The organism is Streptomyces sp. NBC_01808 (assembly GCF_035917395.1).
Lineage (GTDB): Bacteria > Actinomycetota > Actinomycetes > Streptomycetales > Streptomycetaceae > Streptomyces.
In genome coordinates this window covers 4,205,603-4,231,286 of the sequence record NZ_CP109072.1, presented here as the reverse complement: position 1 = coordinate 4,231,286, position 25,684 = coordinate 4,205,603, and the positions used below count along the sequence as shown (strand labels likewise).

General features: G+C 73.3%; 25 protein-coding genes and 1 pseudogene. 17 read left to right on the top strand and 9 right to left on the bottom strand.

The window, feature by feature from the left end:
• Positions 1-47: 47 nt before the first annotated feature.
• The 3 genes from OG946_RS18400 to OG946_RS18390 all read left to right on the top strand — a co-directional run bounded on the left by OG946_RS18400 (position 48) and on the right by OG946_RS18390 (position 2,769).
• Complete coding sequence (locus OG946_RS18400; protein WP_326797150.1) at positions 48-1,334, top strand: XRE family transcriptional regulator; 1,287 nt, start codon at positions 48-50, stop codon at positions 1,332-1,334.
• Positions 1,331-1,870: a GNAT family N-acetyltransferase gene (locus tag OG946_RS18395; protein ID WP_326797149.1), complete on the top strand. Its 540-nt coding sequence runs from the start codon at positions 1,331-1,333 to the stop codon at positions 1,868-1,870. The genes OG946_RS18400 and OG946_RS18395 overlap by 4 nt, the downstream gene beginning before the upstream one ends.
• Positions 1,871-2,004: 134 nt before the next feature.
• Positions 2,005-2,769 carry an SDR family oxidoreductase gene (locus OG946_RS18390; RefSeq protein WP_326797148.1) on the top strand — a complete coding sequence of 255 codons (765 nt, stop codon included), beginning with the start codon at positions 2,005-2,007 and terminating at the stop codon, positions 2,767-2,769.
• Between the two features lie 22 nt (positions 2,770-2,791).
• On the opposite strand, the gene OG946_RS18385 is transcribed toward OG946_RS18390, so the two are convergent.
• Positions 2,792-3,715, bottom strand: a complete 924-nt coding sequence (locus OG946_RS18385) for a hypothetical protein (protein WP_326797147.1) — start codon at positions 3,713-3,715, stop codon at positions 2,792-2,794.
• A 145-nt stretch (positions 3,716-3,860) separates the two neighbouring features.
• Positions 3,861-4,499 carry a hemerythrin domain-containing protein gene (locus OG946_RS18380; RefSeq protein WP_047016899.1) on the bottom strand — a complete coding sequence of 213 codons (639 nt, stop codon included), beginning with the start codon at positions 4,497-4,499 and terminating at the stop codon, positions 3,861-3,863.
• Between the two features lie 147 nt (positions 4,500-4,646).
• On the opposite strand from OG946_RS18380, the gene OG946_RS18375 reads away from it, so the two are divergent.
• The 3 genes from OG946_RS18375 (at position 4,647) to OG946_RS18365 (ending at position 6,996) form a co-directional block, all read left to right on the top strand.
• Positions 4,647-5,234: a short chain dehydrogenase gene (locus OG946_RS18375; protein ID WP_326797146.1), complete on the top strand. Its 588-nt coding sequence runs from the start codon at positions 4,647-4,649 to the stop codon at positions 5,232-5,234.
• Positions 5,235-5,315: 81 nt separating this feature from the next.
• The gene (locus tag OG946_RS18370; RefSeq protein WP_326797145.1) at positions 5,316-6,245 is read left to right on the top strand and encodes a phosphotransferase family protein; all 930 of its coding nucleotides are present in this window, start codon (positions 5,316-5,318) and stop codon (positions 6,243-6,245) included.
• An 85-nt stretch (positions 6,246-6,330) separates the two neighbouring features.
• Entirely contained in the window at positions 6,331-6,996 is a 666-nt protein-coding gene (locus OG946_RS18365) for a hypothetical protein (protein WP_326797144.1), read from the top strand.
• Positions 6,997-7,072: 76 nt separating this feature from the next.
• Here the strand turns inward: OG946_RS18365 and OG946_RS18360 are convergent, their stop codons facing one another.
• Positions 7,073-7,993: a glycoside hydrolase family 19 protein gene (locus tag OG946_RS18360; RefSeq protein ID WP_326800302.1), complete on the bottom strand. Its 921-nt coding sequence runs from the start codon at positions 7,991-7,993 to the stop codon at positions 7,073-7,075.
• A gap of 324 nt (positions 7,994-8,317) precedes the next feature.
• Here OG946_RS18360 and OG946_RS18355 point away from each other — a divergent pair, with 324 nt between their 5' ends.
• A complete protein-coding gene (locus OG946_RS18355) occupies positions 8,318-9,730 on the top strand; it encodes an SGNH/GDSL hydrolase family protein (protein ID WP_326797143.1) in 1,413 nt (470 codons plus the stop codon).
• 87 nt (positions 9,731-9,817) lie between these two features.
• On the opposite strand, the gene OG946_RS18350 is transcribed toward OG946_RS18355, so the two are convergent.
• Positions 9,818-10,684: a D-alanyl-D-alanine carboxypeptidase family protein gene (locus OG946_RS18350; RefSeq protein ID WP_326800301.1), complete on the bottom strand. Its 867-nt coding sequence runs from the start codon at positions 10,682-10,684 to the stop codon at positions 9,818-9,820.
• Between the two features lie 477 nt (positions 10,685-11,161).
• Here OG946_RS18350 and OG946_RS18345 point away from each other — a divergent pair, with 477 nt between their 5' ends.
• The gene (locus tag OG946_RS18345; RefSeq protein WP_326797142.1) at positions 11,162-12,388 is read left to right on the top strand and encodes a lipase family protein; all 1,227 of its coding nucleotides are present in this window, start codon (positions 11,162-11,164) and stop codon (positions 12,386-12,388) included.
• Positions 12,389-12,521: 133 nt separating this feature from the next.
• On the opposite strand, the gene OG946_RS18340 is transcribed toward OG946_RS18345, so the two are convergent.
• A complete protein-coding gene (locus tag OG946_RS18340; RefSeq protein ID WP_442814408.1) occupies positions 12,522-13,325 on the bottom strand; it encodes an SAM-dependent methyltransferase in 804 nt (267 codons plus the stop codon).
• 162 nt (positions 13,326-13,487) lie between these two features.
• Positions 13,488-15,035: an MFS transporter gene (locus OG946_RS18335; protein WP_326797140.1), complete on the bottom strand. Its 1,548-nt coding sequence runs from the start codon at positions 15,033-15,035 to the stop codon at positions 13,488-13,490.
• Between the two features lie 210 nt (positions 15,036-15,245).
• On the opposite strand from OG946_RS18335, the gene OG946_RS18330 reads away from it, so the two are divergent.
• Together OG946_RS18330 and OG946_RS18325 are read left to right on the top strand one after the other, a co-directional pair.
• Entirely contained in the window at positions 15,246-15,866 is a 621-nt protein-coding gene (locus tag OG946_RS18330) for a CGNR zinc finger domain-containing protein (RefSeq protein WP_326797139.1), read from the top strand.
• Positions 15,867-15,898: 32 nt separating this feature from the next.
• Positions 15,899-16,537, top strand: a pseudogene (locus OG946_RS18325) (AAA family ATPase); the annotation flags it as partial.
• 117 nt (positions 16,538-16,654) lie between these two features.
• Here the strand turns inward: OG946_RS18325 and rho are convergent.
• Complete coding sequence (rho, locus tag OG946_RS18320; RefSeq protein ID WP_442814406.1) at positions 16,655-17,935, bottom strand: transcription termination factor Rho; 1,281 nt, start codon at positions 17,933-17,935, stop codon at positions 16,655-16,657.
• 325 nt (positions 17,936-18,260) lie between these two features.
• Between rho and OG946_RS18315 the strand changes: the two genes are divergently transcribed.
• The 6 genes from OG946_RS18315 to OG946_RS18290 all read left to right on the top strand — a co-directional run bounded on the left by OG946_RS18315 (position 18,261) and on the right by OG946_RS18290 (position 23,635).
• On the top strand, positions 18,261-21,596 hold the full coding sequence (locus OG946_RS18315; RefSeq protein ID WP_326797138.1) for an AAA family ATPase: 3,336 nt from the start codon (positions 18,261-18,263) through the stop codon (positions 21,594-21,596).
• Positions 21,597-21,650: 54 nt separating this feature from the next.
• Positions 21,651-21,851, top strand: coding sequence for a hypothetical protein (locus OG946_RS18310; protein ID WP_027746122.1), 201 nt, complete (start codon positions 21,651-21,653; stop codon positions 21,849-21,851).
• Entirely contained in the window at positions 21,848-22,180 is a 333-nt protein-coding gene (locus OG946_RS18305; RefSeq protein WP_442814404.1) for a type II toxin-antitoxin system PemK/MazF family toxin, read from the top strand. The genes OG946_RS18310 and OG946_RS18305 overlap by 4 nt, the downstream gene beginning before the upstream one ends.
• A gap of 85 nt (positions 22,181-22,265) precedes the next feature.
• Positions 22,266-22,835 (top strand): Uma2 family endonuclease, encoded by a 570-nt coding sequence (locus OG946_RS18300; RefSeq protein ID WP_326797137.1) that lies wholly within the window; start codon positions 22,266-22,268, stop codon positions 22,833-22,835.
• A gap of 114 nt (positions 22,836-22,949) precedes the next feature.
• Positions 22,950-23,231 (top strand): type II toxin-antitoxin system Phd/YefM family antitoxin, encoded by a 282-nt coding sequence (locus OG946_RS18295; RefSeq protein ID WP_326797136.1) that lies wholly within the window; start codon positions 22,950-22,952, stop codon positions 23,229-23,231.
• Complete coding sequence (locus OG946_RS18290; protein WP_326797135.1) at positions 23,216-23,635, top strand: type II toxin-antitoxin system VapC family toxin; 420 nt, start codon at positions 23,216-23,218, stop codon at positions 23,633-23,635. The genes OG946_RS18295 and OG946_RS18290 overlap by 16 nt, the downstream gene beginning before the upstream one ends.
• Positions 23,636-23,793: 158 nt before the next feature.
• Here OG946_RS18290 and OG946_RS18285 read toward each other — a convergent pair whose 3' ends face one another.
• Positions 23,794-24,000, bottom strand: a complete 207-nt coding sequence (locus tag OG946_RS18285) for a DUF397 domain-containing protein (protein ID WP_326797134.1) — start codon at positions 23,998-24,000, stop codon at positions 23,794-23,796.
• Positions 23,997-24,785, bottom strand: coding sequence for a helix-turn-helix domain-containing protein (locus tag OG946_RS18280; RefSeq protein ID WP_326797133.1), 789 nt, complete (start codon positions 24,783-24,785; stop codon positions 23,997-23,999). The genes OG946_RS18285 and OG946_RS18280 overlap by 4 nt, the downstream gene beginning before the upstream one ends.
• Positions 24,786-25,327: 542 nt before the next feature.
• On the opposite strand from OG946_RS18280, the gene OG946_RS18270 reads away from it, so the two are divergent.
• Positions 25,328-25,450 carry a hypothetical protein gene (locus OG946_RS18270; RefSeq protein WP_326797132.1) on the top strand — a complete coding sequence of 41 codons (123 nt, stop codon included), beginning with the start codon at positions 25,328-25,330 and terminating at the stop codon, positions 25,448-25,450.
• Positions 25,451-25,684 lie beyond the last annotated feature (234 nt).

The following is a 25,684-nucleotide window of genomic DNA, read 5'->3' as shown; positions in this document are numbered from 1 at the left end:
GACTCGCCTCTTATCACCGTGGAGGTTCGTGAGGCTACGGTGCGTAGATGGACGCCACGCGAAACGAGGCACTGAAGGCGTGGATGGACGAGCATGGGCACAGTGCCAACAGCCTGGCCGAGGCGGTCAACCTGGCCACCGAGCGGATCACCGGCCGCACGGGCGGCCTCGACGGCTCATCCATCCGTGCCTGGAAAGCAGGCCGCGTCCGATGGCCAAAGGCGGCTGCCCGCCTCGGGCTTGAAGCCGTGTCGGGTCTCCCCGCCACCGCCTTAGGGTTCGTGCCACGGAGACGGACCCCGCTTACGTCCGCCCCACCGCAGGAGGAACCCGACATGAAGCGCCGCAGCGTCGTCGGCGGTATGGCCGCAACCGCCGCCCTGGCGGCAGCAGTTCCCGGCAGCGCAGCCCCGCGCCGCATCGGGATGGGCGACGTCGACCGGCTACAGCGCCGATTCGCCGAGATCATCGCGAGCGACCACCGCCACGGCGGGCAGCGCGGCATCGAGGAGCGCGCCGCCGCCTTAGCCGACGAAGCGCTGACGCTCCAGAACTCCGCCAGCGCCACCCAGCGCGTCCGCAGCCACCTGTACGCGTGCGCGGCCGGATTCCGCTCCTCGGCGATGTGGGCGGCAATCGACGGCCGTCGCTACCGCGAGGCCACCACGCACATGCGCGAGGCTCAGTCGCTTGCCGAGATGTCCGGCGACCAGGCGATCAAGTTCCGCATCTGGAGCCACGCCGGCACCATGTACCGGCACACAGGTCGACCCGCCGACGCCATCGCCGCGAATGACGTCGCCCGGAATCTGCACATCACCCGCCGCGACCCCCTGTTCGCCTCCCTCGGCCTGGCACGGCAGGGTGCCATCCTCGGCGTAGCGCAGAGCCGGAGCGCCGCACGCCGGTCTCTGGGCCAAGCCCAAGAGGCGATGGAACGCTCCAGCCCGGGCGTGCCCCGTCCCGTGTGGCTCGTCGCCTTCTACGACCAGGCCGAACTCGATTCCCTGGCCCTCTCCGCGCATCTGTCGCTCGGGCAGTACCAAACCGCCGAGTACCACGCGCACCGCTGTCTGTCCGCCCTGCGCCCCCACATGCGCCGGTCGCTGGCCATCACCACGACCCGCCTCGCCCACGCCCAGCTCGCGCAGGGCGACGCAGATTCCGCCACGAGCACGGCGATGTCGGTCCCTGCCGAAGCCGCTGCCCAGCATCCACGGGTGTCCCGCATGCTTCAGGAGTTCGGAGCAGCCCTTCGTGCCAGGGCTCCGAAGAGCATCGCTGCACAGACCTGGACCGAGCACACGCGCGAGACCTGGAGGAGCAAGGGATGACGACACTCCCGATCGAGCTTCGCGTCACCACCGCCCTGCCAACCGTCCGCAGTGACCTGCTCGACGTCTACGCCGCCGTCCGCGCCCCGCTCCTTCATCTGCCGAACTACGCCGTCACCGCCTTCGGCGAGCGCCTGGACCGGCACGGGTCCGAGCCCGGGTTCACCGCCGTACTCGCCTACGCCGACGGGCAGCCCGTCGGCTACGCCTACTGCAACACCATCGAACGCGGCGACCGCTACTGGCAGCGCACCGACCCGGAGCCCGCGGACGCCTACACCGCCCGCCCGGCCACCGCGCTCAAGGAGATCGGCGTACGGACCTCCTGGCGCGGCACCGGGACCGCCCGGCGCATCCACGATGCGCTGCTGGCCACCCGCAGCGAGCCGTACGTCACCCTCATGGTGAACCCGGCGGCCGGCGACGGAAAGGTGCACGCCCTCTACGAGTCGTGGGGCTACAAGGACATCGGCCAGAGCCAGCCCTCCGCCGCGTCGCCGCTCCTCGCCGTGATGGTCCGCGCGAGAGTGCGCTGATACGGCGCCGCGTCGGCCGGGGTGGCGCGGTGCTCTACGTCACACGGGCGAAGTGTCACGGATCTTGGGGTGGCGGCATCTTCATGGGAACCGGGTCGCATCCGCGCGGCCCTGGGCGGGAGAGGAGTCCGGCCATGGAGGAGCGCACCGTGCAGGGGCAGGTGGCTCTGGTCACCGGGGGCAACAAGGGGATCGGGCGTGCCGTCGCCGAGTTGCTGGCCGCCGAGGGGGTCACCGTCGTCGTCGGGGCGCGGGATTCGCGGCGGGGGGAGGAGGCCGCGGCGGCGATCCGGCGTGGGGTGGGGGAGGCGCGGGCGGTGGTGCTGGACGTGACCGATCCGGGCTCCGTGCGGGCTGCCGCCCGCTGGATCGAGGAGCGGTTCGGGCGGCTCGACGTGCTGGTCAACAACGCCGGCATCAGCGGGTCCGGGCAGGCCGCGCCGCAGGACGCCCTCGACCGGGTGCCCAGCGCCGTCGACGTGGAGCGGGTCCGCGCGGTGTTCGACACCAACGTCTTCGGGGTGATCACCGTGACCAACGCGATGCTCCCGCTGCTGCGCCGGTCGAAGGCCGCGCGGATCGTCAACCTCTCCAGCCACGCCGCGTCGCTGACGATGACCGCCACCGTCGGCGGGCCGCTGTCGGAGCTGCCGTCCATGGCGTACTCGCCGTCCAAGACAGCGCTGAACGCGCTGACCCTGCAGTACGCGAACGAGCTGCGCGAGGAGAACATCCTCGTCAACGCCGCCGCTCCCGGGTACGTCGACACGGACATCAACGGCCACAGCGGCTTCCTCACCCCGGCCCAGGGCGCGGCCGTGGTGGTGCGCCTGGCGACCCTCGGCGACGACGGCCCGACCGGCGGGTTCTTCAGCGAGGACGGGCCGCTTCCCTGGTAGCCCGAGACCCCAGCGGTGGCCGTCAGTAGACGATGCTCAGCGCCGAGAGGTCCGTTTCCAGCTCGGTGGCGGTGACCTCGCCGTCCTCGACCGTGAACCGGAAGGCCACCTGAGGACGGCCGTTCTGGACCCACACCAGGCCCGCGGCGCCGTCGATGAGCGCGGGGATCGGGGTCCAGGTGCGTACCGTGCAGACGCGGGTGACGGACTCCGTGCCGCGGACCTCCGTGGTGCCGATGACGGCGTCGCCGCCGCGGTGTTCCGCCGGGGCGGGGTGCGGGGCGGCTTCACCGGCCGAGCCGGGGGAGGCGGGCGGGGTGTCCGCCGGGGGCCGGCGGTCGGGGTGGTTGGGGTCCAGGGCCGTCAGCATGGCCCGGAAGTCGCCCCCGCGGGACGCCGCGAGGAACGCCCCCGCGATGTCCGCGCCGGTCGTCGCCCCGGCGTCCATCCCGGAGCCGAACGGGCCCCTGTCGTAGCCGGTCGTCCCGCCGTATCCGGCCACCGCGCCGGGACGGCGGGCGCTGCCCGCCAACTCGCGGTTCGCCAGCGCCGCCAGCGCCGCGATCTCCTCGAACGGCGCCGCGAACACGTCCTGGAGCACGTACGCCAGCCGCTCGGGCGGCAGCAGCGTCTCGCACGCGACCAGCAGCGTCACGCGTACGGACCGGGGGAGGTCCGCCGGCGGTCCGCTCACTTCGGGCGTCTCCACGACGGGCCCCGACCGGAGTACGTGCAGCGTGACCTGCGCGACGGTCGTGCGCAGGCAGCCGTCAAGGCCGTCCGCCGTCACCCCCTCGGCACCAACGGCGCCGGGCGCGCGGCGGCCCAGCCTCGTCCACTCCTCCCGGCCCGCCTCCTCTGCGGGGCCGAGCAGCCGGTACGCCAGCGGGCGCAGGCCGGGGCGGTCGGTCTCGAAACGTTCGGCCAGCCAGTCGTGTTCATCCATTCCGGTCGAGTCCTCTCGGCGACACCTTCGTCCTGATGACAGTCGAGAGCAGGCCGATGTGACCGCGGAGGTGAAATGCCGGAAGGCCGGGCATACGGGCATGAATGCGCAATTCCGGCCCGTACGCCCGCCACGGGGAGCGCCGTCAGCCGCGCGTGCCCCACCAGTCCCGCGCCACGTACGCCGGCCGCCACTCGTCGCGGTACGCCGCGCGCACCGGCTCCGGCAGGATCGCCAGCGTCGCCGCCAGGGTCTCGTCGTCCGCGCCCTCCAGCATCCACGCCGTCAGCACCGGCCCGTCGGCGCCGCCCTTGGCCGCGTGCACGCCGCCGAAGTGCAGCAACTGCGCCGGGGTCAGCGTCCGTTCGATCAGCGGCAGCGTGACGTCCTCCTCGTGCGTGAGGTGCGCGTTGAGCTTCACCGCCAGCTCGTCCGCCAGCCCCGCCAGCCGCTCCGGGCCCGTCTCGCGGTCCGCCAGGGCGGCGTCGACGGCGTCGAGGAGGGGGTCGATCTGCGCGTGCTCGTCCTCCATGGCGTCGACGACGGCAAGGTCGTCGGGACGGTTCTCCAGGGCTTCGCGGAGCGGGGGCCACAGGGCCTCGTCCTCTGCGGTGTGGTGGATGTGCAGGACCTTCTTGAACAGTTCCCAGCCGGCCGCGGCGGCGAGGATGCGCCGCGGTTCGTCGTCGGTGCGCACGGTCGCCTTCGCGATGTGCTCCAGGTCGCGGCGGAGCGCGTGGTGCATCGCGTACATCAGCGTGAAGTCGATGGTGTCGTCGCTCATGGTCAGTTCTCCCTTGCTCACCCTCCATGACGGGACAGCCCCGCGGAATGTGAGGCGGCGCGGAGAGGTCGGCCGAAAAGGGGTGCTGGGACCCGCGGAACGTCTTCCACCACGGGCTGTCCGTACGGCCGCTGACATGATCGGCGCATGAAGGTACTTGTGATCGGTGCGACCGGAACGGTCGGCAGCGCTGTCGTCAGCGTGCTGGAGGAGGCTTCCCACGACGTCGTGAAGGCGTCGCGCAGCGGTCCCGTGCGGGTGGATCTGGAGGATCCCGCCACGCTGGACGGGCTCTTCGACGCCGTGCCGGACATCGACGCGCTGGTGTGCTGTGCGGCCGGCGGCCCGCTGGTGGACCTGGGTGCTGTGACCGACGACGAGTTCGCCGCGGGGGTACGGGGCAAGCTCCTCGGCCAGGTCGCCCTCGCCCGGCGGGCCATGCACCGGCTCCCGGACGGCGGCTCCGTCACGCTGACCGGCGGCACGTTCACCGCGCCGCTGGCCGGCGGGTCGCTGGGGGCCCTGGTCAACGCGGGTCTGGAGGGCTTCGTACGCAACGCGGCCGCCGAGATGCCGCGCAACCTGCGGATCAACCTCATCAGCCCGGGGTGGATCACGGAGACGCTGGAGAGCCTGGGCATGGACCCGGCCGGCGGCACGCCCGCCGCGGAGGTGGCGCGCGCGTATGCGGAGGCGGTGGCGGGCACCGCGCAGGGCCTGACCATCCGGCCGTAACAGGGGCGGCCGGACGGCAGGCCGGGGGCCGGGGCTCGGCGCGCTCGGGGGTCGGCGCCCGGCGCTCGTACGATCGTTTTCATGCTGACGCCGCCGACTTCCGTGACCGACCAGGACGTTCTGAGGGCGGTTGCCGGGCACTGGCTGCCGGAGGCGGACGAAGTGGCGCACCTGCCCTGGGGCTTCGGGGCGTACCACTGGCGGGTGGCCGGCGGCGGCACGGTGCTCTTCGCGACGCTGGACGCGCTGGCGCCGCGGCACACGGCGGCGTCGCTGGAGGCGGCGTACGCGGGGGCGGCGGCGCTGGCGGCGGGCGGGCTGGAGTCGGTGTGCGCGCCGCTGCGGGCGCGGTCAGGGGCGGGCGCCGGAGCGTTCACGGTGCCGTACGGGGACGGGGCGTTGAGCGTCACGCCGTGGGTCGAGGGGCGTACGCCGACGCAGGCGAAGGCGGCCGAGCCGGCGCACGCGGCGGAGGTCGTACGCGCCCTGCGTACCCTGCACGCCACCGCCGTCCTGCCGTCCGTGCTGCCCGTCTGGGCGCCGCGGGTCGGCTCCGGCTTCGCGGCCGGCCTCCGGGCCCGTACCGCGGAGCCCTGGACGTCGGGGCCGCTCGCCGAGGAGGCCCGCACCGTCCTCGCCGCCCACGGCGACGCCGTCGCCCGCTGGACGGACCGCTACCTGCACCTCGCCGAGGCCGCCCGCGCCCGCCGCGCCTCCTGGGTCCCCACCCACGGCGAACCGCACCACGCCAACCAGCTCCTCACCCCCGCGGGCCTGCGCTTCGTCGACTGGGAGTCGCTCGCGCTGGCCCCGCGCGAGCGCGACTACGCCGACGTACCGCCCGCCCTGCGGGACGCACCCGACCCAGACCCGGCGATGCTGGAGCTGTTCGCGCTGGACTGGCGGCTCTCCGAACTCGACGAGTACGTCCGCTGGTTCACCGCGCCGCACACGGGCACGGCGGACGACCATACGGCGCTGGCCGACCTGTACCAGGAGCTTGCGGGATGAGTCCCCGGCCGGGCCCGGGATACTGCGGAGAAAGCTCCCCGCCTCCCTGAGGTGAAGCGGGGGACCGCAGGGCGACGGGCAGTTGATGACCATGATGCGCGCCACCGGGACGGCCGCGATGTCGGCGTCGGACGTCGTGTACGTGGAGGGCTGGATCCCCGCGGTGCTCATCTTCGCCTTCGTCTTCGCGTACGTCGCGTACACGGACGGCGGGTGGAACATCGCCGCCGGAGTGGCCGTCCTCGTGGTCTCGGGCCTGTTCGCGTTCCTCATGTGGAGGTCGCTGACGGACTACCCGCTGACGTACAAGGACGGCGACCGCCCGACGTTGAACGTGGACGGGACGGGCCTGTACCAGGTCTGGGACCTGGCACCCGGAGCGAGTGTGAGCACCGTCCTGGAGGCCGACGGCGGCTCCGACGCCGAGAAGCTCGCCGGCACCGTGCGCCTCGGCCACGGCTGCGAGGCGGCGCGCGTCCGCTGGCGCATCGGCGCCGGCGACCCGGCCGACGAGTCGTCCGCCGGCATATCCCGCGCCGACGCGCCTCTGGCGTCGGGGACGTTCGGCGAAGGCGAGCGGCGCGGGCTCGGCGAGGTGCCGCTGCTGCCGGAGCCGCCGACCGCGGTGCTGCTGACCGCGGTGCGCCTGGACGACGCGACCTGTGACACGACGCTGACCTGGGAGAACCCCGGCTTCGAGGGCCCGGGGCACGGCGCGTTCCGCTTCGTCTTCCCGGTGCCCAGCGAGTGACACGAGGAAGAGCAGGCGCGCGAACGGCGGGCCCGCCGGGGAGGCGGGCCCGCCGTCTTGCGGGACGGGGTGCGGGTCAGCAGCTCAGGCGGTCGCCCGGGGTGACGCCGAGGATCTGGGTGAAGCGCTGGTAGTTGTTGATACGGCTCTGGACCTGCGCGGGGTTGCCCCCGTTGCACTCCAGGGCCCCGTTGATCGAGCGGATGGACTCACCGAAGCCGGCGCCGGTGGTCATCGCCGTGTGCCCGGACATGGTGCCGGGGCCGCTCTGCGTCATCCAGTACCAGAGGCCGGTCTGCCAGGCCACGGCCGGTTCCCGCTCCACCCGCCAGGGGTTGGTGAGCAGGTCGAGGCCGAGCGCGTCGCCCGCGGCCTTGTAGTTGAAGTTCCAGCTGAGCTGGATGGGCCCGCGGCCGTAGTACGCGGCCTGGCCCGCGGGACAGCCGTAGGGCTGGGTCGCGTCGCAGTAGTGGGGGTAGTTCGCCTGGTTCTGCTCGACGATGTGGACGAGGCCGCCGGTCTCGTGGCTGACGTTGGCGAGGAAGGCGGCGGCTTCGCGGGCCTTGGTGGTGTTGTCGCCGGTGTTGGCGAAGGCGGGGTAGGACCGCATGGCGGTGGTGAGGCCCGCGTACGTGTAGAAGGGGTTCCTGTTCGGGAACATCTGGTTGAACTGGGCCTCGGTCACGAAGCCCCCGGGGCCGGGCCCGGGGTCGCTGCCGCCGCAGGTGCCCTGGTCGGCCCAGACGCCCCACTGCCCGGTGGTGCCGGGGGTCTCGCCCTGGGTCCACCACTTGGCCTGCCAGTTGTGGCCGTTGTGGGAGACGACGTTGCCCTGGGTGTAGACGGAGCCGCTGTTCCACGCGGCCGCGCAGGCGGCGGCGCTGGCGGTGGTGGCGGTGGCGAGGGGGACGAGCACGGCGATGAAGGCCACCGCGGCGAAGGCGGCGACGAGGCCCCTGATCCGTCTGCCGAGTCTGCGGTGCAGGTGTACGTGCACGTGTGTGGCTGACACGTCATCACATCCTGTCAGTGGGGGTGTACGTGGCATGGTGGAGCAAAGCCCATTGGTCTGGACCTGTCAAGGTCTAGACCAACAAATACCCCGAGGATCAGCACGCCGGTCTACGGCCCCTCACCAGCAAGGGCTTTCTATGGCGCCGACACGCGGCAACTCCCCGCCCGCGCGGCACCGTTGACCGCCGCTCTGAGCAGCCGTACCTTCCATCCGTTTGGTTTCTCAGCCGGTCGGACAGCCGGATCGACCGCCGCTCGACGGCGGGCCGCCCGGCGTGCGCCGACCGCCGAGCCGGGAGGTACGCACGTGCCCCAAGAAGCCACCCCGCCCCCCGATCACGGCCACGGCGCCGCCCGGGGCCCCAGCAGACGCAGCCTCGGCCGCGCGGCCGTAGCCGTCGCCGCCACCCCCGTCCTCGCCGGTACGTGGCAGGCGCTCACCGCCTCCTCCGCCGCCGCGGCCGACGGGGCGGCCGACGGCGCGCAGGGCCGGGCCTGGACCGGCACCTGGGCCTGCGCCGAGACGACGGTGCCCGCGGCCGACGGCACCGCCTTCGCCGACCAGACCCTGCGCCAGGTCGTCCACACCAGCGCCGGCGGACGCGCACTCCGTATCCGCCTCACCAACCGGTACGGCACGGAACCCCTCGTCGTCGGCGAGGTCCGCGTCGGACGCTCGGTCCCCGGCGACGGCACCGCCGTCGTCCCCGGCACCGACCGGGCGGTGCGCTTCGGCGGCCGTACGTCGGTGACGCTGGCGCCCGGCACCCGGCGGTGGAGCGACCCGGTGTCGCTGGACGTACCGACCGCCGCGGACCTCGCCGTCAGCGTCTACCTGCCGCAGCCGACTCCGGCCGACACGGTGCACAGGTCGGCGTTCCAGCGGAACTACGTCGCCGCCGGGAACGTCGCCGCCAAGCCGGCCGTCGACGCCCAGCGCACCGTCACGAGCTGGTACTTCCTCGCCGGCATCGCCGTCACCGGCGCCGCCCCCGACACGGACGCGGGCGCCGGCACCGGCTCCGGCTCCGGCTCCGGCTCCGGCCAGGCGATCGTCACCTTCGGCGACTCCATCACCGACGGCTCCGCCACCACCGTCGGCGCCAACCGCCGCTGGCCCGACGTCCTCGCCCGCCGCCTCCGCGACGAGGCCGGCCGCCCCGGCACCGGCGTCCTCAACGCCGGCATCGGCGGCAACCGCCTCCTCCGCGACCCGAACCCGCCGCCCGGCTCCAACGCCGAGAGGTACGCGCCGTACTTCGGCGAGGCCGGCATCCGCCGCTTCGCCCGCGACGTACTGGACCAGCCGGCCGCCCGGCACGTCGTCGTGCTCCTCGGCATCAACGACCTCGGCCACCCGGGCCGCGACGCCCCCCGCGACGAGGAGGTCACCGCCGCCGACCTCATCAACGGCCACCGCAGCCTCATCCGCCAGGCCCACGCCCACGGGCTGCGCATCCACGGCGCGACGGTGCTGCCGGTGGAGGGCGACGACCTCGGCTTCTACACGCCGGAGCGCGAAGAGGTCCGGCAGACGGTGAACGACTGGATCCGTACCGCGGGCGAATACGACGGCACCGTGGACTTCGACGCGGCCACCCGCGACCCGGCCCAGCCGCGCCGCCTGCTCCCGGCGTACGACAGCGGCGACGGACTGCACCCGAACGACGCGGGGATGGCGGCGATGGCGGCGGCCGTCCCGCTGGACCTGTTCACCTGAGCGGCACCCTGCAAGCACCCTGCTGAGCAGCACGAGGGCCGGTCAGCGCTGCCGCTGACCGGCCCTCGTTCCGTACGGGCCTGCGGATCAGTCCCGCTGGGCGCCCTCCGGGAGCTGGCGGAGCTGCATCGTGCTCGCGGTGCGCGTGCCGAAGCCGTAGTCCAGGAGCTTGGCCGCGTCCTTGTAGCGGTCGCTGGCGTTGAGGACCACGCCGATGTACGTCTTGCCGTCGCGCTTGGCGGTGAAGACGAGGCACGGTCCCGCCGGCGTGGTGGTGCCGGTCTTCATGCCGTTGGCGCCGCTGTACGAGCCGAGGAGCTGGTTGGTGTTGTACCAGGTGTACGTGCGGCGGTTGCCGTTGCTCGCGGTGGCGTAGCGCACGGCCTTCGTCTTGGAGATGATCTCGCGGAACTTGCTGGAGTAGCCGTACGCGCTCTTCGCCAGCTTCGCCATGTCGCGCGGCGTCGAGTAGTTGTCCCCGGTGGAGGAGACGCCGTCGAACGAGTCGAAGTGGGTGTTCGTCATCCCGAGGAAGTCGGCCTTGGCGTTCATCTTCTTGATGAACGACTTCACCCGGGCCGAGGTCGTGCTGCCCGAGCCGTACGTGTCGGCCAGCGCGTACGCGGCGTCACAGCCGGACGGGAGCATCATCGCGTACAGCAGGGTGCCGACGGAGACCTTGTCGCCGGTCTTCAGATCGGCGGTGCTGGCGCCCCTGTTGACGACGTAGTCGCGGTACGCCTGCTTGATGGTGACCTTTTTGTCGAGGTTCAGGTCCGGCTGGCTGAACACCACGCGCGCGGCCATGATCTTCGTGGTGCTGGCGATCTGCCGCTTGGTGTCGGACCCCTTGCCGAACACCTTCGCGCCCGTCGACCCGTCCATCAGGAACGCGCCCTTGGCGGAGACCGTGGGCGCGGCGGCGGCCTCGGCGGCGCTCGCCGGGGCCGCCATCGGCGCCACGGCCAGCAGGGCGCCCGCGGCCACGACCCCCGCCGTCACCTTGCGGAACCGGGTGCCCGTGCGGCGCGGGCGGACGCTGTGTTCTGTTGTTGTCAAGGCAGTTGCTCCGATGCTCCGAATGTCGGTGAGCGGCGCGCTTGCGCGCTGCGCGCGGCGCCGGCGTGAAGATCACGGCGGGCGCGGCGGCTGCGCCGCTCTACTCCTGACTCACGAGAGGGCCCGATGGATGTACGACGATAGGCGTGATTTCCGTGCGCCTGGAAGGGGCGTACGAATTCTCCTGTGGCGCCGCCGTGTTCGTCGAGCCGGGTCGCCGGCGGGGGCGTACGGGACGGGCGTACGGGGCGGCGTAGGGCGCGGTCTGCACCGCGTGCGCGCGGAGGGTTGACATGTACGCGGAGGCCGCGCTTTCTTACTGACAAGTCAGTAACTTCTGTTGGCAGAGTCGCCCACCGAGGAGTCGCCCGCATGCATGGCCGTATCCTCCGGCGTGCCTTCGGCACGCTCGCCGGCACCACCGCGGCGGCGGTAGCCGCCACCGTCGCCCTCCCGCTCACCGCCGCCTCCGCGGCCGAGCGGCCGCCGTTCTACGAGCCGCCCGCCACGCTCCCCGCGGCCGACGGCGACGTCATCCGCGCCGAACCGTCCGTCTACTACCTCGACCCGCTCAAGACCCTCAAGGTCGACGCGAACGTCCAGCGCATCATGTACCGCTCCACCGACGGCCACGGCGCGCCCGTCGCCGTCACCGGCACCGTCATCACCCCCAAGTCCGCCTGGTCCGGGCCCGGCGAGCGCCCCGTCATCGGGTACGCCGCCGGCACCCAGGGCCTCGGCGACCAGTGCGCGCCCTCGCGCCAGCTCGCCAACGGCACGGAGTACGAGGGCCTGTTCGTCAAGGGCCTCCTTGCCCGCGGCTACGGCGTCGCCATGACCGATTACGAGGGGCTCGGCACCCCCGGCCTGCACACGTACATGAACCGCGCCGTCCAGGGCCAGGCCGTCCTCGACTCCGTGCGCGCCGCGCAGCGCCTGCCCGCCGCCGGCCTCCCCGACGACGGCCCCGTCGCCGTCTACGGCTACTCCCAGGGCGGCGGCGCGGCCGCCTCCGCCGCAGAACTCGCCCGCTCCTACGCCCCGGACCTCGACGTCAAGGGCGTCGCGGCGGGCGCGGTCCCCGCGGACCTGGCCGCGGTCGGCCGCAACCTCGACGGCTCGCTGTACGCCGCGTTCCTCGGCTTCGCCGTCGCCGGACTCGCCGAGGGCTCGGACGTCGACCTCGGCCCGTACCTCAACGACCACGGCCGGCAGGTCATGGCCGAGGCGGCGGAGACGTGCACGGCCGAGGCCGTACTGCGCTATCCCTTCCTCCAGTCGAAGACGCTGACCGCCGACGGCCGGCCGATCACCGACTACATGGACGCGTCGCCGTGGCGCGAGGTCGTGGAGGAGCAGCGGATCGGCGTACGGAAGCCGGAGGTTCCGGTCTTCGTCTCGCACAGCATGCTGGACGACGTGATTCCGTACGGGGTCGGGAAGAAGCTCGTCGCCGACTGGTGCGCGAAGGGCGCGACGGTGGACTTCTCGACGAACGTCGCGCCGACGCACGTGGGCGGCGCGCTGGCGTCGTACCCGGCGGCGTACGGCTGGCTGGAGGGCCGCCTGGCCGGCAAGCCGGCCCCGTCCGACTGCTGAACCCCTGAGGCGCCCCGGGGCCCCGCGGTCCGGGGGCCGCGACCGGTCCACGGCTGAGGGCTGCGATCGGGCCGCGTCGTGGGGCGCCCGGAGCGGGCGTCCCACGACCTGGGGCGACGGCGCCGGGCCGGTGTCAGGGCTTGCGTGCCACGCCGCCGTACGCGGCCACCTCCGGGCGTTCCTCCGCCGCCGGATCCGGCCGCCAGTCGGCGATCCTGCCGAACCCCGGCTCGACGAACTCCAGGCCCTCGAAGCACGCGCTGATCTCGGCCTGGGTCCGCGGGTAGTACGGATCCGGGCTGCCCTTGGCGTACTCCTCGCACAGGGCCACGTACGGCTTGCTGTCGACGGTGCCGTCCCACAGGATCAGGTAACTGCCGCTCGGCACCGCCTCCGTCACCGTCCGCACGATGCGCTGCATGTCGGCGTAGCTGCGGGCGTGGCCGAGGACGCCCATGAACATCACGGCGACCGGCTCGCCGAAGTCCAGCGTCTCCCGGGCCTCCTCGACGATCCGCTCCGGGTTGTGGAAGTCGCAGTCGATGTACGCGACGGTGCCCTCCGCGCTCACCGGCTGGAGCAGCGCCGCCGCGTGCCGCAGCACCGACGGGTCGTTGTCGACGTACACCACCCGCGACTCCGGCGCGATCCGCTGGGCGACCTCGTGGGTGTTCTCGGACGCCGGCAGCCCGGTGCCGACGTCGAGGAACTGCCGCACCCCCGCCTCCCGCGCCAGGTGGGCCACGGCACGGATCAGGAAGCCGCGCGACGCCTTGGCCATCGTGCCGATGTGCGGATCGATCGCCAGGCCCTGCTCGCCGACCGCCTTGTCGACCGGATAGTTGTCCTTGCCGCCCATCCAGAAGTTCCAGATCCGCGGCGACGACGGCACGCTGGAATCGATCACCGGGGGTTTCGAGGACTGCGACACGGCCAACTCCTTCTGCTCCGACAGGCGGCACACCGGGGCACGTCCGCCCCGGGCGCCGCCGCGGAGACGCCGTGGGCCCCGCGACCGGGCCCAGGAGGGGCCCCTTCGATCACGAACCCTACCGGCCAACTTACGGACAGTGACCGTAAGTTGAGCGAAGTCGCCCGCTCAGGACCCGGATTGCCCCAGGGGTTGCTCCGGGCGTACGGAACTCCCGATTCCGCACAGGAGTGCGGCGCCGGCGAGCTGGAAGGCGGCGAGGGCGGCGAGGAGCTGGGCCGGCGAGAGCGCGGAGGTCGCGGCGGCGGTGAGCGCGGCACCGGCGGAGGCGGCGGTGGTCTTGAGCCCGGCGCCGAGGGTGAAGACCTGGGTGCGCACGGCGGGCGGCGCGTGGTCGGCGCGGATCCGCAGGGTGGCGGCGAGCAGCGGCCCGTCGCAGAGCCCGGCGAGGCAGAAGAGCGCCACGCACAGCGGGTACGGGCCGGAGGCGGCGGCGCCGAGGAGCGCCACACCCGTACCGACGAGGCAGACGGCGGCGAGCCGCGCGTCGGAGACGCCGGGCCAGAGCCGCGCGGCACCGAGCGCCCCTGCGAGCGCCCCTGCGGCCAGCACGGTGAGCAGCACGCCGCCACCGCCGGGGTAGCCGCGCTCGTCGGCGAGCAGCACGGCGGCGGGCGCGAGCCCGCCGATGCCGACGTAGGCGAGGGAGGTGGCGGCGGTGATGCCCCGGAGGGCGGGTATCTCCCACAGCACCCGCAGCCCACCGAGCAGTTCGCGCCAGAGCGAGGAACGGTCCCGGGGGTGACGGCGGAGGGGCCGGCCGGCGCGGCGCGCGGAGGCGCGGCGTCCGGCGGTGCGCGTACACAGCCGCCGGCGACGACCCTGCGCCGCGGGGCGGCAGCCGGAGGACCCGGGCTCCCCGCCGGAAGGCCGGGGACAGCCGCCCGGCACGACCGGCGCAGCCGGGTCGCCCCCGGCGCCGCGCGTACGCCGACGCCACAGCCTGGCCCATGTGCCCGCGCCCGCGGACTCCGGCCCGGCCGCGCCGGAGGCGGGCCGGGGGCCGTCGCCCGTTTCCTCCGTCTCCTCGACCTCCGGCGCCGCACCCGCCCAAGTCCCGGCATTCGGCGCGGCCTTCGGCACCTCTCCGGCCGGTCTCGGCGCCCGGAGGGTCGTGGCCAGGCCCGCGGCGCCCGCTGCCGACACGGCGAGGGTCCCCATCGCCGGGCCCGCGCCCCACACGCCCGCCGTCGCCGTCACCGCGGCGGGGGCGGCGATGCCCGCCGCGTTGTACGTGGCCGCGTCCAGGGCGTACGCGCGGGCGCGGGCGGCGGTGCCGGAGACCAGGCCCGCGAGCAGGCTCGACAGGCCGCCGGTGACCATCGGGCCGCAGCAGCCGCCCAGCGCCGCCACCGCCAGCACCACCGGCACGGGGGCGCGGCCGAGCGTGAGGGCGACGCCCGCGATCGCGGCGGCGAAGACGCCGAGCGCGGCGACGTGGAACGCCGCACCCGCACCCCGCGCCCGCGCGGCGAGCGCCCCGGTCAGCGGGGCGGCGACGGCGTGCGGCGCCGTCCACGCCGCGAGCACCGCCGCGCCCTGCGCGGCGCTGCCGGTCCGGTGGAGGGCGAGCAACGTGACGGAGACGGCCATCCCGTCGTCGGCGAGCCGGGCACAGGTGGCCGTGGCCAGATACCCCCGCAACCCCCGCCCCATCGCCCCGCCTCCCTGTCCGGCCGTCCGGTCCCGCCGTTCGAGAGCACTGCTCTCGCCCGAGGGCGGCGATCCCGCCACGGAGCACCGCCCCCAGAGCACCGCTCGCGCGGCAGAGCCCTGCTCTCCGTAACGGCTTATCGAGTCAAGACGTTACACTACCTTCGGCCCGCCACCCCGCCCAGCCCAAGCCCAAGCCCAGGAGCGCCCCCGATGCCCCCACCGCCCCCACCCCCCGGCCACGGCTTCCGGCCCGCGCAGCGACTCCTCGACGTCGCCAACGCCGTCCGCCGCGACCCCGAAATCCCCCGCGCCGACCTCGCCCGGCTCCTTGCCGCCCACGGCGAGACGCCCGCCGACCTCGCGCCCGGCGCCTTCTCCGACGCCGACGCCGACGCGCTGCGCGGTGCCGCCCGGCGCATGACCGCCGTGCTCACCGAGCCCGACCCCGACCGCGCCGCCGCCGCGCTCAACGACGTGTTCGCGGAGTGCGGCGCCCGCCCAAGGCTCTCCCGCCACGGCGACCACCCCTGGCACCTGCACGTCGACCGCGGCGACGACGCCGGCTGGGCCGACTGGTTCCTCGCCTCCGGCGCCCTCGCGCTGGCGCAGATCCTCACCGAGTACGGGCAGCCGGCCTGGGGCGAGTGCGCCGCCCCCGACTGCACCGTCCTCTACCTCGGCACCGGCCCCGGCAGCGCCCGCCGCTACTGCTCCCCGGCCTGCGCCTCCCGTACGCGCGTCGCCGCCCACCGCCGCCGACGCGCGGAGCAGGCGGCCGACAGCACCGGGCAAGCCGGGAGAGCCGGGCAGACAGAGCCGACCGGCGCCTGACCCCCCTCGACAACCGCCCCCACCCCCCGTTCGTCGAGGGCCTGGCGCAGCGCATCGAGTCCGGTGACGTGCCGCAGACGCTCGCCGGCAGGCGGGTCGTCGGCCTGGACCTGGCAGGTCTTGTCGCGGGCTCGGAGTACCGGGACGAGTTCGAGGAGCGGCTGAAGAAGGTCGTCGAGGAGGTGAAGAACACCGAGAGCAGCACGATCCTCTTCATCGACGAGCTGCACACCGTCGTCGCCGCCGGATCCGGCGGCGAGGGCGCCATGGACGCGGGCAACATGCTCAAGCCCGCGCTCGCCCGCGGCGAGCTGCACGTCGTCGGCGCGACGACGATCGACGAGTACCGCAAGCACGTCGAGAAGGACGCCGCGCTGGAGCGCCGCTTCCAGCCGGTGCTGGTGCCGGAGCCGACCGTCGCGGAGACCGTGCAGATCCTCGAAGGGCTGCGGGACTCGTACGAGGCACACCACCAGGTCCGCTTCGCCGACGAGGCGCTGGCCACCGCCGCCGAGCTGTCCGACCGCTACGTCTCCGATCGCTTCCTGAAGCTGCGCCGGGAGAAGGACGAGGCGGTCGCGGCGGAGAAGTACGAGAAGGCGTCGCAGCTCAAGGAGCGGATCGCCGAGACGGAGGCGGAGCTGGCGGGCGTCGAGGAGCGGCGCGAGGGCGGGCCGACGGCGCTGCGGGACGCGGCGTAGCCGGTTCCGGCGGCGCGGCGCGGGGCGTTCGTGTCGTACGCACGGGGCGCCCGCCCGGCTCCGTACGCCCGCGCGCCCCCGGCCACGTCACGCCGGTGTCGTACGCGCCAGGCGCAGCAGGAACTCCGCGTTGCCGCCGCTCGCCTTCATCCGCTCCAGCAGCAGCTCCATGCTCTGCACGGCGTCGCGGTCGCCGAGCACCCGGCGGAGCCGGTGCAGCAGGGCGACCTCGCCGGGGGCGGCGAGGAGTTCCTCGCGCCGGGTGCCGGAGGCGTGGACGTCGACGGCGGGGAAGATGCGCCGCTCGGCGAGGGCGCGGCTGAGGCGCAGCTCCATGTTGCCGGTGCTCTTCAGCTCCTCGAAGTAGTAGTCGTCCCCGCGGGAGCCGGTCTCGACCAGCGCGGAGGCGAGGATCGTCAGGGAGCCGCCGCCCTCGATGTTGCGGGCGGCGCCGAAGAGCTTCTTGGGGATCAGCAGCGCGGAGGCGTCCACGCCGCCGGTGAGGGTGCGGCCGCCGGCGCCGGCGCTGTTGTTGGCGGCGCGGCACAGCCGGGTCAGCGAGTCCAGCAGGATCACGACGTCCTGCCCGCCCTCGACCATCCGCTTGGCGCGCTCGATGGCCATTTCGGCGACGGCGACGTGCTCGCGGGCGGGGCGGTCGAACGTGGAGGAGATCACCTCGGCGCGTACGGAGCGCTGCATGTCGGTGACCTCCTCGGGGCGTTCGTCGAGGAGGACGACCATCAGGTGGCACTCGGGGTGGTTGACGGCGATGGCGTCGGCGAGGTGCTGGAGCAGGATCGTCTTGCCGGTCTTGGGCGGGGCGACGATCAGCCCGCGCTGGCCCTTGCCGACGGGGGCGAGGAGGTCGACGACGCGGTTGGTGAGCCGTCCCGCGGGGGTCTCCAGGCGGAGCCGCTCGGTGGGGTGGAGGGGGACGAGGTCGGCGAAGCGGGGGCGGCGGGCGGCCGCCTCGGGGTCGAGGCCGGCGACGCGGTCGACGCGGGCGAGGGCGGGGACCTTCGCCCGCCGGTCGGCGGCGGCCCCGCGGTCGCGGTCGCGGCGCTTGCCGGACCCGGAACCCGAGGCAGAGCCGGACCCGGATGCCGTGCCCGAGCCGGACTTCGGTGCCTGGCCGCCGGCCGGCAGGACGCCGCCTTCCACGAGGTCGCCCTTGCGGAGGCCGAAGCGGCGTACGAGGTTCGCGGGCACCTGCACGTCGTCGTCGCCCGGCTGCAGGCTGCCGACACGCAGGAAGCCGTGGTTGCCCACAGGCTCGAACACCCCGGCGACCGCGGCGAGTTCGGACGTGGCCCGGACGGCGCCCGCCGCCGGGGTTTCTGCTGTGGTGGGTGTCGTAGTAGTCATGCACGGTCCTTTCACGGACGGTGTCGCGGTTCCAAAGGGTGTGGGATGTGCGGCAGAGGCGCGGCTTGGGCACGCGCGGTCGCGTGGAGAGGTGGAACAACCTCGCTCGGCGTCAGTCAGCGACTCGACGGAGAACCGGAGCGCGGGGGTGAAGAAGCACGGGCGCCGACTGCGGGCGCGACTCGATGCTGATGTCAGAGTAACATCCCCGGTCCCCCGGCCATTCCCCTTCGCCGCTACGGGCCCGCTGAACAGGGCCTTAGCGTCACATCCCGGCGAAAAGGGCTGCCCCGGTGTCAGAGGGGCGTGTCAGAGTGCTGGGGACATGACTGCTGCACTCATCGGACGAGACCATCCCGCGGGCGTGCTGCGCGCCGAGGCCGACCGGGCGGCGGACAGCCACGGGGGCCTCGTGCTGGTCACGGGCGAGCCGGGCATCGGCAAGACGTCGCTGGTCACCGCCGCGGTGGCGGAGGCGAGACGGCGGGGGACGCTGGTGCTCGGCGGCTCGTGCTGGGCCTCTGACAGCGCCCCGGGGTACTGGCCGTGGGTCCAGGTCGTGCGGGCGCTGCGGCGCGGTGTGCCGGCGGCCGAGTGGGCGGCGGCCCGCGAGGCGGCGGGCAGCGGGCTCGACGTGCTGCTCGGCGAGGAGCCGGCCGCGGGCGGGCAGCATGAGCACGGCGGGCGGGCGGAGCGCGTACGGGACGACCGCGGCGCGCACCACGCACACGACCGCGCCGGGGCACACCACCACGACGCGGCGCACCACGGCACCGATCCCGCGGTCGTCACCGGCCCCCCTGCAGGGCCCGGCACCGACCCGGCCGGCGCCGGGACGTACGCCGACAGCTTCCACCTCGCCGACGCCGTGACCACCGCCCTGGTCGCCGTCTCGCACAACCGCCCCGTCATCGTCGTCCTCGACGACCTGCACTGGGCGGACCCCGCCTCCCTGCGCCTGCTGGAGTTCGCCGCGCAGCACACCTGGTTCGAGCGGCTGCTGCTCATCGGCACGTACCGGGACGCCGAGGTCGACACCCCCGGCCACCCGCTGCGCGACCAGATCGCGCCGCTGGTCGCCAAGGCCACCACCCTCACGCTCACCGGCCTGGACCGCGCCGGTACGGCACGGCTCATGGAACGTACCGCCGGCCGGGAGCCGGACGAGGCGCTGGCCGCCGAGGTGCACCGGCGCACGGGGGGCAACCCCTTCTTCATCGAGCAGACCGCCCGCCTCTGGGCCGGCGGCGCCTCCGCGGACGCCGTGGCGCCCGGCGTGCGGGACGCGCTCCAGCGCCGTCTGCAACTGCTGCCGGCGCCGGTCGCCGAGCTGCTGGTCGCCGCCGCGGTGCTCGGCCGCGAGTTCCACCGCCAGGTGCTGGCCGCGGCCGTCGGCAGGCCGCCCGGGTACGTCGACCGGCTGCTGGAGACCGCGGTCGCCGCCCGGCTCGTCGTGGGCCGGGGCGCGGGCCTGTTCGCCTTCGGGCACGACCTGGTGCGCGAGACGCTGTACGAGGGCCTGGACCCCGCCGAGGCCCGCCGCCGGCACGCCGCGGTCGTACGCGCGCTGGACGCCTCGCCCGCGCTGAGCGAGAAGGTCTTCCCCGCCGACCGCGCCCGGCACGCCTGGGAGGCCGGCGACGAGCTGCCCGCCGAGCAGGCCGTGGGACTGCTGCGGGACGCCGGGCAGGACGCCGGCAGCCGGCTCGCGTTCGAGGAGGTCGTCTCCCACCTGCGGCGGGCGTACGAGCGGTCCGCCGCCGCGTCGGCGCGCTGCCGGGTGCTCACGGCCCTCGACCTGGGCGGCGCGCTGCTGCACGCGGGCAAGACGGCCGACGCCTGGCCGCTCATCGAGGGCGCGGTGCGCACCGCGCGGGAGCAGGACGACCCCGAGATGCTGGCCCGCGTCGCCCTCGGTGTCTTCAGCGCCGAGGGCTACTGCGCGACGGTCCCCCGGGACCAGGCCGAGGCCAACCGCCTGCTGCTGCGCGAGGCGCACCGCGCGCTGGCCCGCAGCTCCCACCCGGCGTCGGCGGGGCCGGACGAGGGGGAACTGACGGCCGGCCAGATGGCCGCGGAGCTGAGCATCACCCTGTCGGTCAGCGCCCGCCGCGGCCAGGACGACGAGGAGCTGGGCTTCGGCCTGTGGACCAGGCACAACGCGATCTGGGGCCTGGGCACGGCCGCCGAGCGGGTGGCGCTGACGGAGGAGCTGATCACGCTCGCCGAGCGGGCCGGGAACCCCGCGGGGCGGCACATGGCGGTGGCGATGCGCTGGGTGGCGCTGCTGGAGCTGGGCGACCCGCGCTTCGCGTCCACGTACCGCGGCTACGTCGAGGCCGCCGAGCGGAGCGATGTGCCCAGCATCCGCCACACCCTGGTGATCGACCAGAGCCTGGTGGAGGCGCTGCGCGGCGACTTCGACGCCGCCGAGCGGCACATCGCGCAGGTCGTGGAGATGGGCCGGGACACCGAGCACGAGCACTGGATAGAGCTGCTCGACCACCACTGGTGGACGATCCGGATGCTCCAGGGCCGGTACGCGGAGGCGGCCGAGGCGGCGGCCAGGCTCACCGTCGGCGGGCACGGCTTCCCTGCCGGGCTGCAGGCGCTGGCGGAGCTGCGCCGCGGCGATCCGGAGCCCGCGCTGCGGCTGGTGGCCGAGGGCCCGCCGACGGACGAGCAGCAGAACCGCGGCTTCTTCCCGCTGTGGCTGCGGATCCAGGCGGAGACGGCGGCTGCGACCCGGGACCCGGAGCTGGCCGCGTCGGTGCGGGACGCGCTGTCGCCGTACCGCGGACAGTGGCTGGTGGCGGTCTACGGCTGGGACGTGAGCGGGCCCGTCGACTACTGGCTGGCGCTGGTCGACGCGGCGGAGGGCCGCTGGGCCCCGGCCGCGGCCGGCTTCCGCGCGGCCCGCCGCTCGGCGGACCTGATGCAGGCCCGCCCGTGGTCGGTGCTGTCCCGCCACGGCCTGGCGGGGGTGCTACGGGAGCAGGGCGACCCGGCGGCGGAGCGACTGGCGCGGGCGACGGCGGCGGAAGCGGCCCGCCTCGGCATGCGACTGGAATCGGAACGGCCCAGGACCCCGCCCGCGGCGCCGCCCCCACCGGCCGCGGAGTTCCGCTACGACGGCAGGGTGTGGACCCTGACGTACGCGGGCCGGACCGTGCACCTCCCCGACGCCAAGGGCCTGCGCGACCTCCACACCCTCCTCGCCGCCCCCGGCACAGAACTCCCCGCCGTCCGCCTCCTCAACCCGGAGGGCGGCGAGGAACTGGCCGCCGCCCACCGCCTGGGCGGCGACCCGGTGCTGGACGCCGAGGCCAAGTCCCGCTACCGGCGCCGCCTGGAACTCCTCGACGAGGAGATCGACCACGCCACCGCCGCCGGCGACGACACCCGCGCCGCCTCGTACGACCGCGAACGCGCGGCCCTCCTCGACGAACTCCGCGCCGCGGCCGGCCTCGCCGGCCGCACCCGCCGCCTCGGCGACGAGGCGGAACGCGCCCGCAAGGCGGTGGGCGCCCGCATCCGCGACGCCCTCCGCAAGATCGCCAAGGGCCACCCGCCCCTGGCCGAGCACCTGAAGCAGACGATCTCCACCGGCACCACCTGCACCTACCACCCCCAGCCCCCCGCACCCCCCTGGCGCCTGTGACCGGTCGTTCCACATTTGCGCGACAGTTGTTTCACGCCGGGGTACGCTGATGACATGGCAGCAACCATCGGATTCCGCCCCACGGACGAGGACGAGCGCATCATAAGAGCCGCCATGCGCGAGGGTGAGCGTACGAGCGACGTGATCCGGCGGGCCCTGCGGCTGCTGGAACACGAGGTCTGGCTCGCGCAGGCCCGCGAGGACGCGGAACGGCTGAAGGACGAGGACCTGTCCGCCGAGGAGGACGCCTGGTGATCCGCGGCGCGATGTACCGCGTGGACCTGGGCGACGCCAAACGGGGCCACGAACAGCGGGGCCGCCGCTACGGCCTCGTCCTGAGCCCGAGTTCCATGCCGTGGAGCGTAGCCACGATCATCCCCACATCGACGAGCGCGCAGCCGGCCGCCTTCCGGCCGGAACTTGAGGTCGCAGGCGCCCGTACCCGGCTCATGGTGGACCAGATCCGCACGATCGACGTGTCGTACGTCCACGGCGACCCGGTCCACTACCTCGACCACGCCGAACTGGCAGAAGTGGAGCACGCGGTAGCCCGCTACCTCGGCCTCTCCTCCTGGCACGCATGACCGTTCTGCGGCCGCGCTGAACCGGCTCTGGGGTTTCCTTGGCCTTCTCTATGTTGTAAGCACGAAGCCGGAGGAGTGTCAGGCCGTGGACAAGGCCAACGCGCTGGTGCAGCAGTGGCACGACCTCGACTTCCCGGACGGTCTGCGGGTGGAGCTGCTCGACGGCGAGCTGGTGGTGCAGGCCAGCCCCGGGCACGTGCACGACCTGCCCGGACGGAGCCTCGTCCGGCACACGCCGGAGCCCTTCGAGGCATGGTCCGAGCGGGGCTTGCTGGTGGCCGACGACTACCGCCCGCGCGCCGACGCCGTGATCATCCGGGCTGAGAACCGCCCGGCGGACGAGGCGGACGCGGACTGGCCCCCGCAGATCGTGCTGACCGTGGTCGAGACGGTCTCCAGTACCCGTACGGCCATCAAGCGCGACTGGGAGGACAAGCGGGAGCGCTACGCCGCCGTGGGCATCCCGGTCTACCTGGTCGTCGACCCCAACGACGCGACCTGGCACGTTCTGGAGCTGGAGGGCCGGGTGTACGTCGAGACGGGCAAGGGCATCTTCGGCCAGCCGCTCACGTTCCCGGAGCCGATGGGCTTCACCGTGCAGACACACGGCTGGCACCCGTACGGCCGCATGCCGACGGAGCCCGGCCGCGGCTGAGCGGACCATGCCCGTGCCGCTCAGCCCCGCCCCTCTGGCGCCTGCGCTGCCGCGGACGTCGGGAACGGCGGGAGCGCGTTGCACGGCGCGTTACGCTGCAATACGCTTCTTGTCATGAAGACCATCACGCAGCGTGAGCTGGCAGCACGCTCCAAGGCGGTGCTCGATGACGTGGAGGCGGGTGAGACGTACCACATCACCCGGAACGGAACTGAGATCGCCGAGGTTCGTCCCATAAGCCCCCGTCGCCGGTTCGTTCCCGTTGCCCAGCTCCAGCGCGAGTGGCAGCACGCACCGCGGGTGGATCGTCGGCAGCTCCGCGCCGAGATCGACGAGTTCTTTGGCGACGAGGACCGCGTCGGCGACGGCGAAGACGATCCGTGGCAGCGGGGGTGACCGGTCGCCGACGGCCGCGAGGGCTCCTCGACACGTGTGTGCTCATCGATCTCCCCGACATCGATGCCGAGAAGCTGCCCGTCGAAGCCGCTGTGCCGTCGGTCGTGCTCGCCGAGCTGGCGCAGGGCGTGGCCATGACGCGGGACCCGGTGGCAATACTGGCCAGGTCGCAGCGGCTCGCCGATGCGGAATCCGTGTTCTCCTCGATTCCCTTCGACCGCGAGGCAGCTCGCCGGTTCGGCACGCTGGTGGCCTTGACGGTCAAGGCGAACCGCAATCCCCGCCCGCGGCGCATGGACCTGATGATCGCCGCCACGGCTGCCGCGCACGGCCTCCCGCTTTACACCCGCAACGGAGACGACTTCCAGGGCCTGGAGGAAGCCGTGGACGTCATCGTCGTCTGAGCTGACGCCCTTGGGACCGCCAGGGAAGCACCCCTCAGCCCTTTTCCAGCTCCCTCCAGCCGCAGGAACGGGCCGCGTCCGGGCAAGCCCGCGTGCTCCCTGGTGACGACGGCCCCCGCCGGTGGCGGCGGGGGCCGGACGTTCGGGGCTGCCGTGACTCAGGCGGAGAACTCCCCGCCCTTGACCGCGGACACGAAGTCGGCCCAGCCTTCCGTCGTGAAAATGAGCGCCGGGCCGTGCGGGTCCTTGCTGTCGCGGACCGGGACGACGGGCGTGGTCCCTTCGCCGATCTCGACGCAGTCGCCCCCGTTGGTGCTGTAGCTGGACTTGCGCCAGCGAACAGACAACTCACTTGCGCTGGTCATCGCTTCTCCAACCCTTCCAGGTGCGTACCGATGCGTTCGGCAGACGCTTCGGGCGACAAGGCGTAGCCACGAAGCAGATCATAGGCCCGGACGCCTTCGGCGACCTCGGTCGAGTCGAGGGCCATCGGCCCCTGAGAGAAGCCGTCGACAAACAGGACATCGTGCGGCGGCTGGCGGTCGCGTGCCTTCGGATTCCGGCCCTGGCCGAAGTTCAGGAGGGTGAACGGGCCCGCCAACCCCGGATGCGCAGCCAACTCCTCCGGCACCACCTGGATCACCGTCCGGGGCTGCTGGCCGGCTGTCAGCAGACGCTCAAGCTGAGCCCGCATGACAGCGGGCCCGCCGATTTTCCTGCGCAGCGCCTGCTCATCCACGATGAACCACGTGTGCGGCGGGTCCCGCCGCTCCAGGATGGCCTGCCGGGTCATGCGAGCGGCGACAAGGTCGGCCAGGTCGTCCGGCCGCACCGGAGCGAGCATCGCCCGCGCGTACTCCTCCGTCTGCAACAGGGCCGGGATGATCTGGCTTTCGAACGTCGAGATCGTTGAAGCGTCGCGCTCCAACTCCACGAACGGCAGAAACCAGCTCGGGTAGGCGAACTGGATCACCAGCGGGAAGAAGTCCGCGAAGAAGTCGCTGCCGAACGCGAGGTCGAGGTCACGTGCCAAATCCGCACTCGGCACCCGCTTCGCGTTCTCCACATAACTGACCATGGCCCCCGTGGTGTGCGCCTTCGTCGCCAACTCCGTCTGAGACCAACCGCGTTCGGTGCGCAGTTTGAACACCGCAGGGTTCCGCGGCGGGGAGGGCCGAGGGGGAGACGGTCAGGGACCACAGCTCGATATCACCCGGAACGAGGTAAGCACCATGACCACGCAGGCGCGGATGTTCGCCCGAAGTCCCCGTTCGGTCGGCCGGGCACGCAACTTCGTCGCCTCCCGGGTGGACGCGGGAGAGCGGGCGGACGATATCCGCGTGTGCGTCTCGGAGCTGGCGACCAACGCGCTGCGGCACACCCCCGCCGGCCACCTCTTCCTCGTACGGGTGCTCGCGCAGGAGCACCTCGTGCGCGTGGAGGTACACGAGCGTATTGGGCATGGCCTCCCACCTCCTGGGACGTCGTTCCTGGGAGTCGGGTACCAACGAGACGAATCGGGCAAACCTGGGGCGCGCGGAAGCGCCGTGCGGCGCATTGCTCGGACGTGGGGACTTCCTCGCGGCTGCGGGGAATCCCGGCCCTCACCCCCCTGGCGGCTGTGATGCCGTGGACGCCGGGAACAGCGATAGCGCGTGGCACGGCGCATTACGCTGCAATGCGCTTCTTGTCATGAAGACCATCACCCAGCGTGAGCTGGCAGCCCGCTCCAAGGCGGTGCTCGACGACGTCGAGGCAGGTGAGACCTACCACATCACCGGAACGGCACCGAGATCGCCGAGGTTCGCCCCATAAGCCCCCGTCGACATTTTGTCCCCGTTGGCTGTGGCACTTCTCGTGGATGTCGTTTCGATGTGGGTTCGGGAATCGCCTGCTCTCACTTTTCGTGATCAATGTCGGCGAGAATTGCTGTCACTGGGCCGTTGGGATGAGGATCCCTGGAAGCGGCCAAGAGTGCCCTGGGTCCTCACTCGGTTGCTGTGGGCAACAACGTAGGTAGCCGCTGCCGATCCGAAGTGCGAGCTGCAC

Bases quoted from the DNA above. Each gene is read 5' to 3' on its own strand.
- OG946_RS18370 (WP_326797145.1), top strand. From the start codon at position 5,316: ATGCTGACGCCGCCGACTTCCGTGACCGACCAGGACGTTCTGAGGGCG.
- OG946_RS18385 (WP_326797147.1), bottom strand. From the start codon at position 3,715: ATGGATGAACACGACTGGCTGGCCGAACGTTTCGAGACCGACCGCCCC.
- OG946_RS18395 (WP_326797149.1), top strand. From the start codon at position 1,331: ATGACGACACTCCCGATCGAGCTTCGCGTCACCACCGCCCTGCCAACC.
- OG946_RS18285 (WP_326797134.1), bottom strand. From the start codon at position 24,000: ATGACCAGCGCAAGTGAGTTGTCTGTTCGCTGGCGCAAGTCCAGCTAC.
- OG946_RS18350 (WP_326800301.1), bottom strand. From the start codon at position 10,684: ATGGCGGCCCCGGCGAGCGCCGCCGAGGCCGCCGCCGCGCCCACGGTC.
- OG946_RS18400 (WP_326797150.1), top strand. From the start codon at position 48: ATGGACGCCACGCGAAACGAGGCACTGAAGGCGTGGATGGACGAGCAT.
- OG946_RS18330 (WP_326797139.1), top strand. From the start codon at position 15,246: ATGCCCCCACCGCCCCCACCCCCCGGCCACGGCTTCCGGCCCGCGCAG.
- OG946_RS18375 (WP_326797146.1), top strand. From the start codon at position 4,647: ATGAAGGTACTTGTGATCGGTGCGACCGGAACGGTCGGCAGCGCTGTC.
- OG946_RS18365 (WP_326797144.1), top strand. From the start codon at position 6,331: ATGACCATGATGCGCGCCACCGGGACGGCCGCGATGTCGGCGTCGGAC.
- OG946_RS18315 (WP_326797138.1), top strand. From the start codon at position 18,261: ATGACTGCTGCACTCATCGGACGAGACCATCCCGCGGGCGTGCTGCGC.
- OG946_RS18295 (WP_326797136.1), top strand. From the start codon at position 22,950: ATGAAGACCATCACGCAGCGTGAGCTGGCAGCACGCTCCAAGGCGGTG.
- OG946_RS18380 (WP_047016899.1), bottom strand. From the start codon at position 4,499: ATGAGCGACGACACCATCGACTTCACGCTGATGTACGCGATGCACCAC.
- OG946_RS18390 (WP_326797148.1), top strand. From the start codon at position 2,005: ATGGAGGAGCGCACCGTGCAGGGGCAGGTGGCTCTGGTCACCGGGGGC.
- OG946_RS18345 (WP_326797142.1), top strand. From the start codon at position 11,162: ATGCATGGCCGTATCCTCCGGCGTGCCTTCGGCACGCTCGCCGGCACC.
- OG946_RS18270 (WP_326797132.1), top strand. From the start codon at position 25,328: ATGAAGACCATCACCCAGCGTGAGCTGGCAGCCCGCTCCAAGGCGGTG.
- OG946_RS18335 (WP_326797140.1), bottom strand. From the start codon at position 15,035: ATGGGGCGGGGGTTGCGGGGGTATCTGGCCACGGCCACCTGTGCCCGG.
- rho (WP_442814406.1), bottom strand. From the start codon at position 17,935: ATGACTACTACGACACCCACCACAGCAGAAACCCCGGCGGCGGGCGCC.
- OG946_RS18310 (WP_027746122.1), top strand. From the start codon at position 21,651: ATGGCAGCAACCATCGGATTCCGCCCCACGGACGAGGACGAGCGCATC.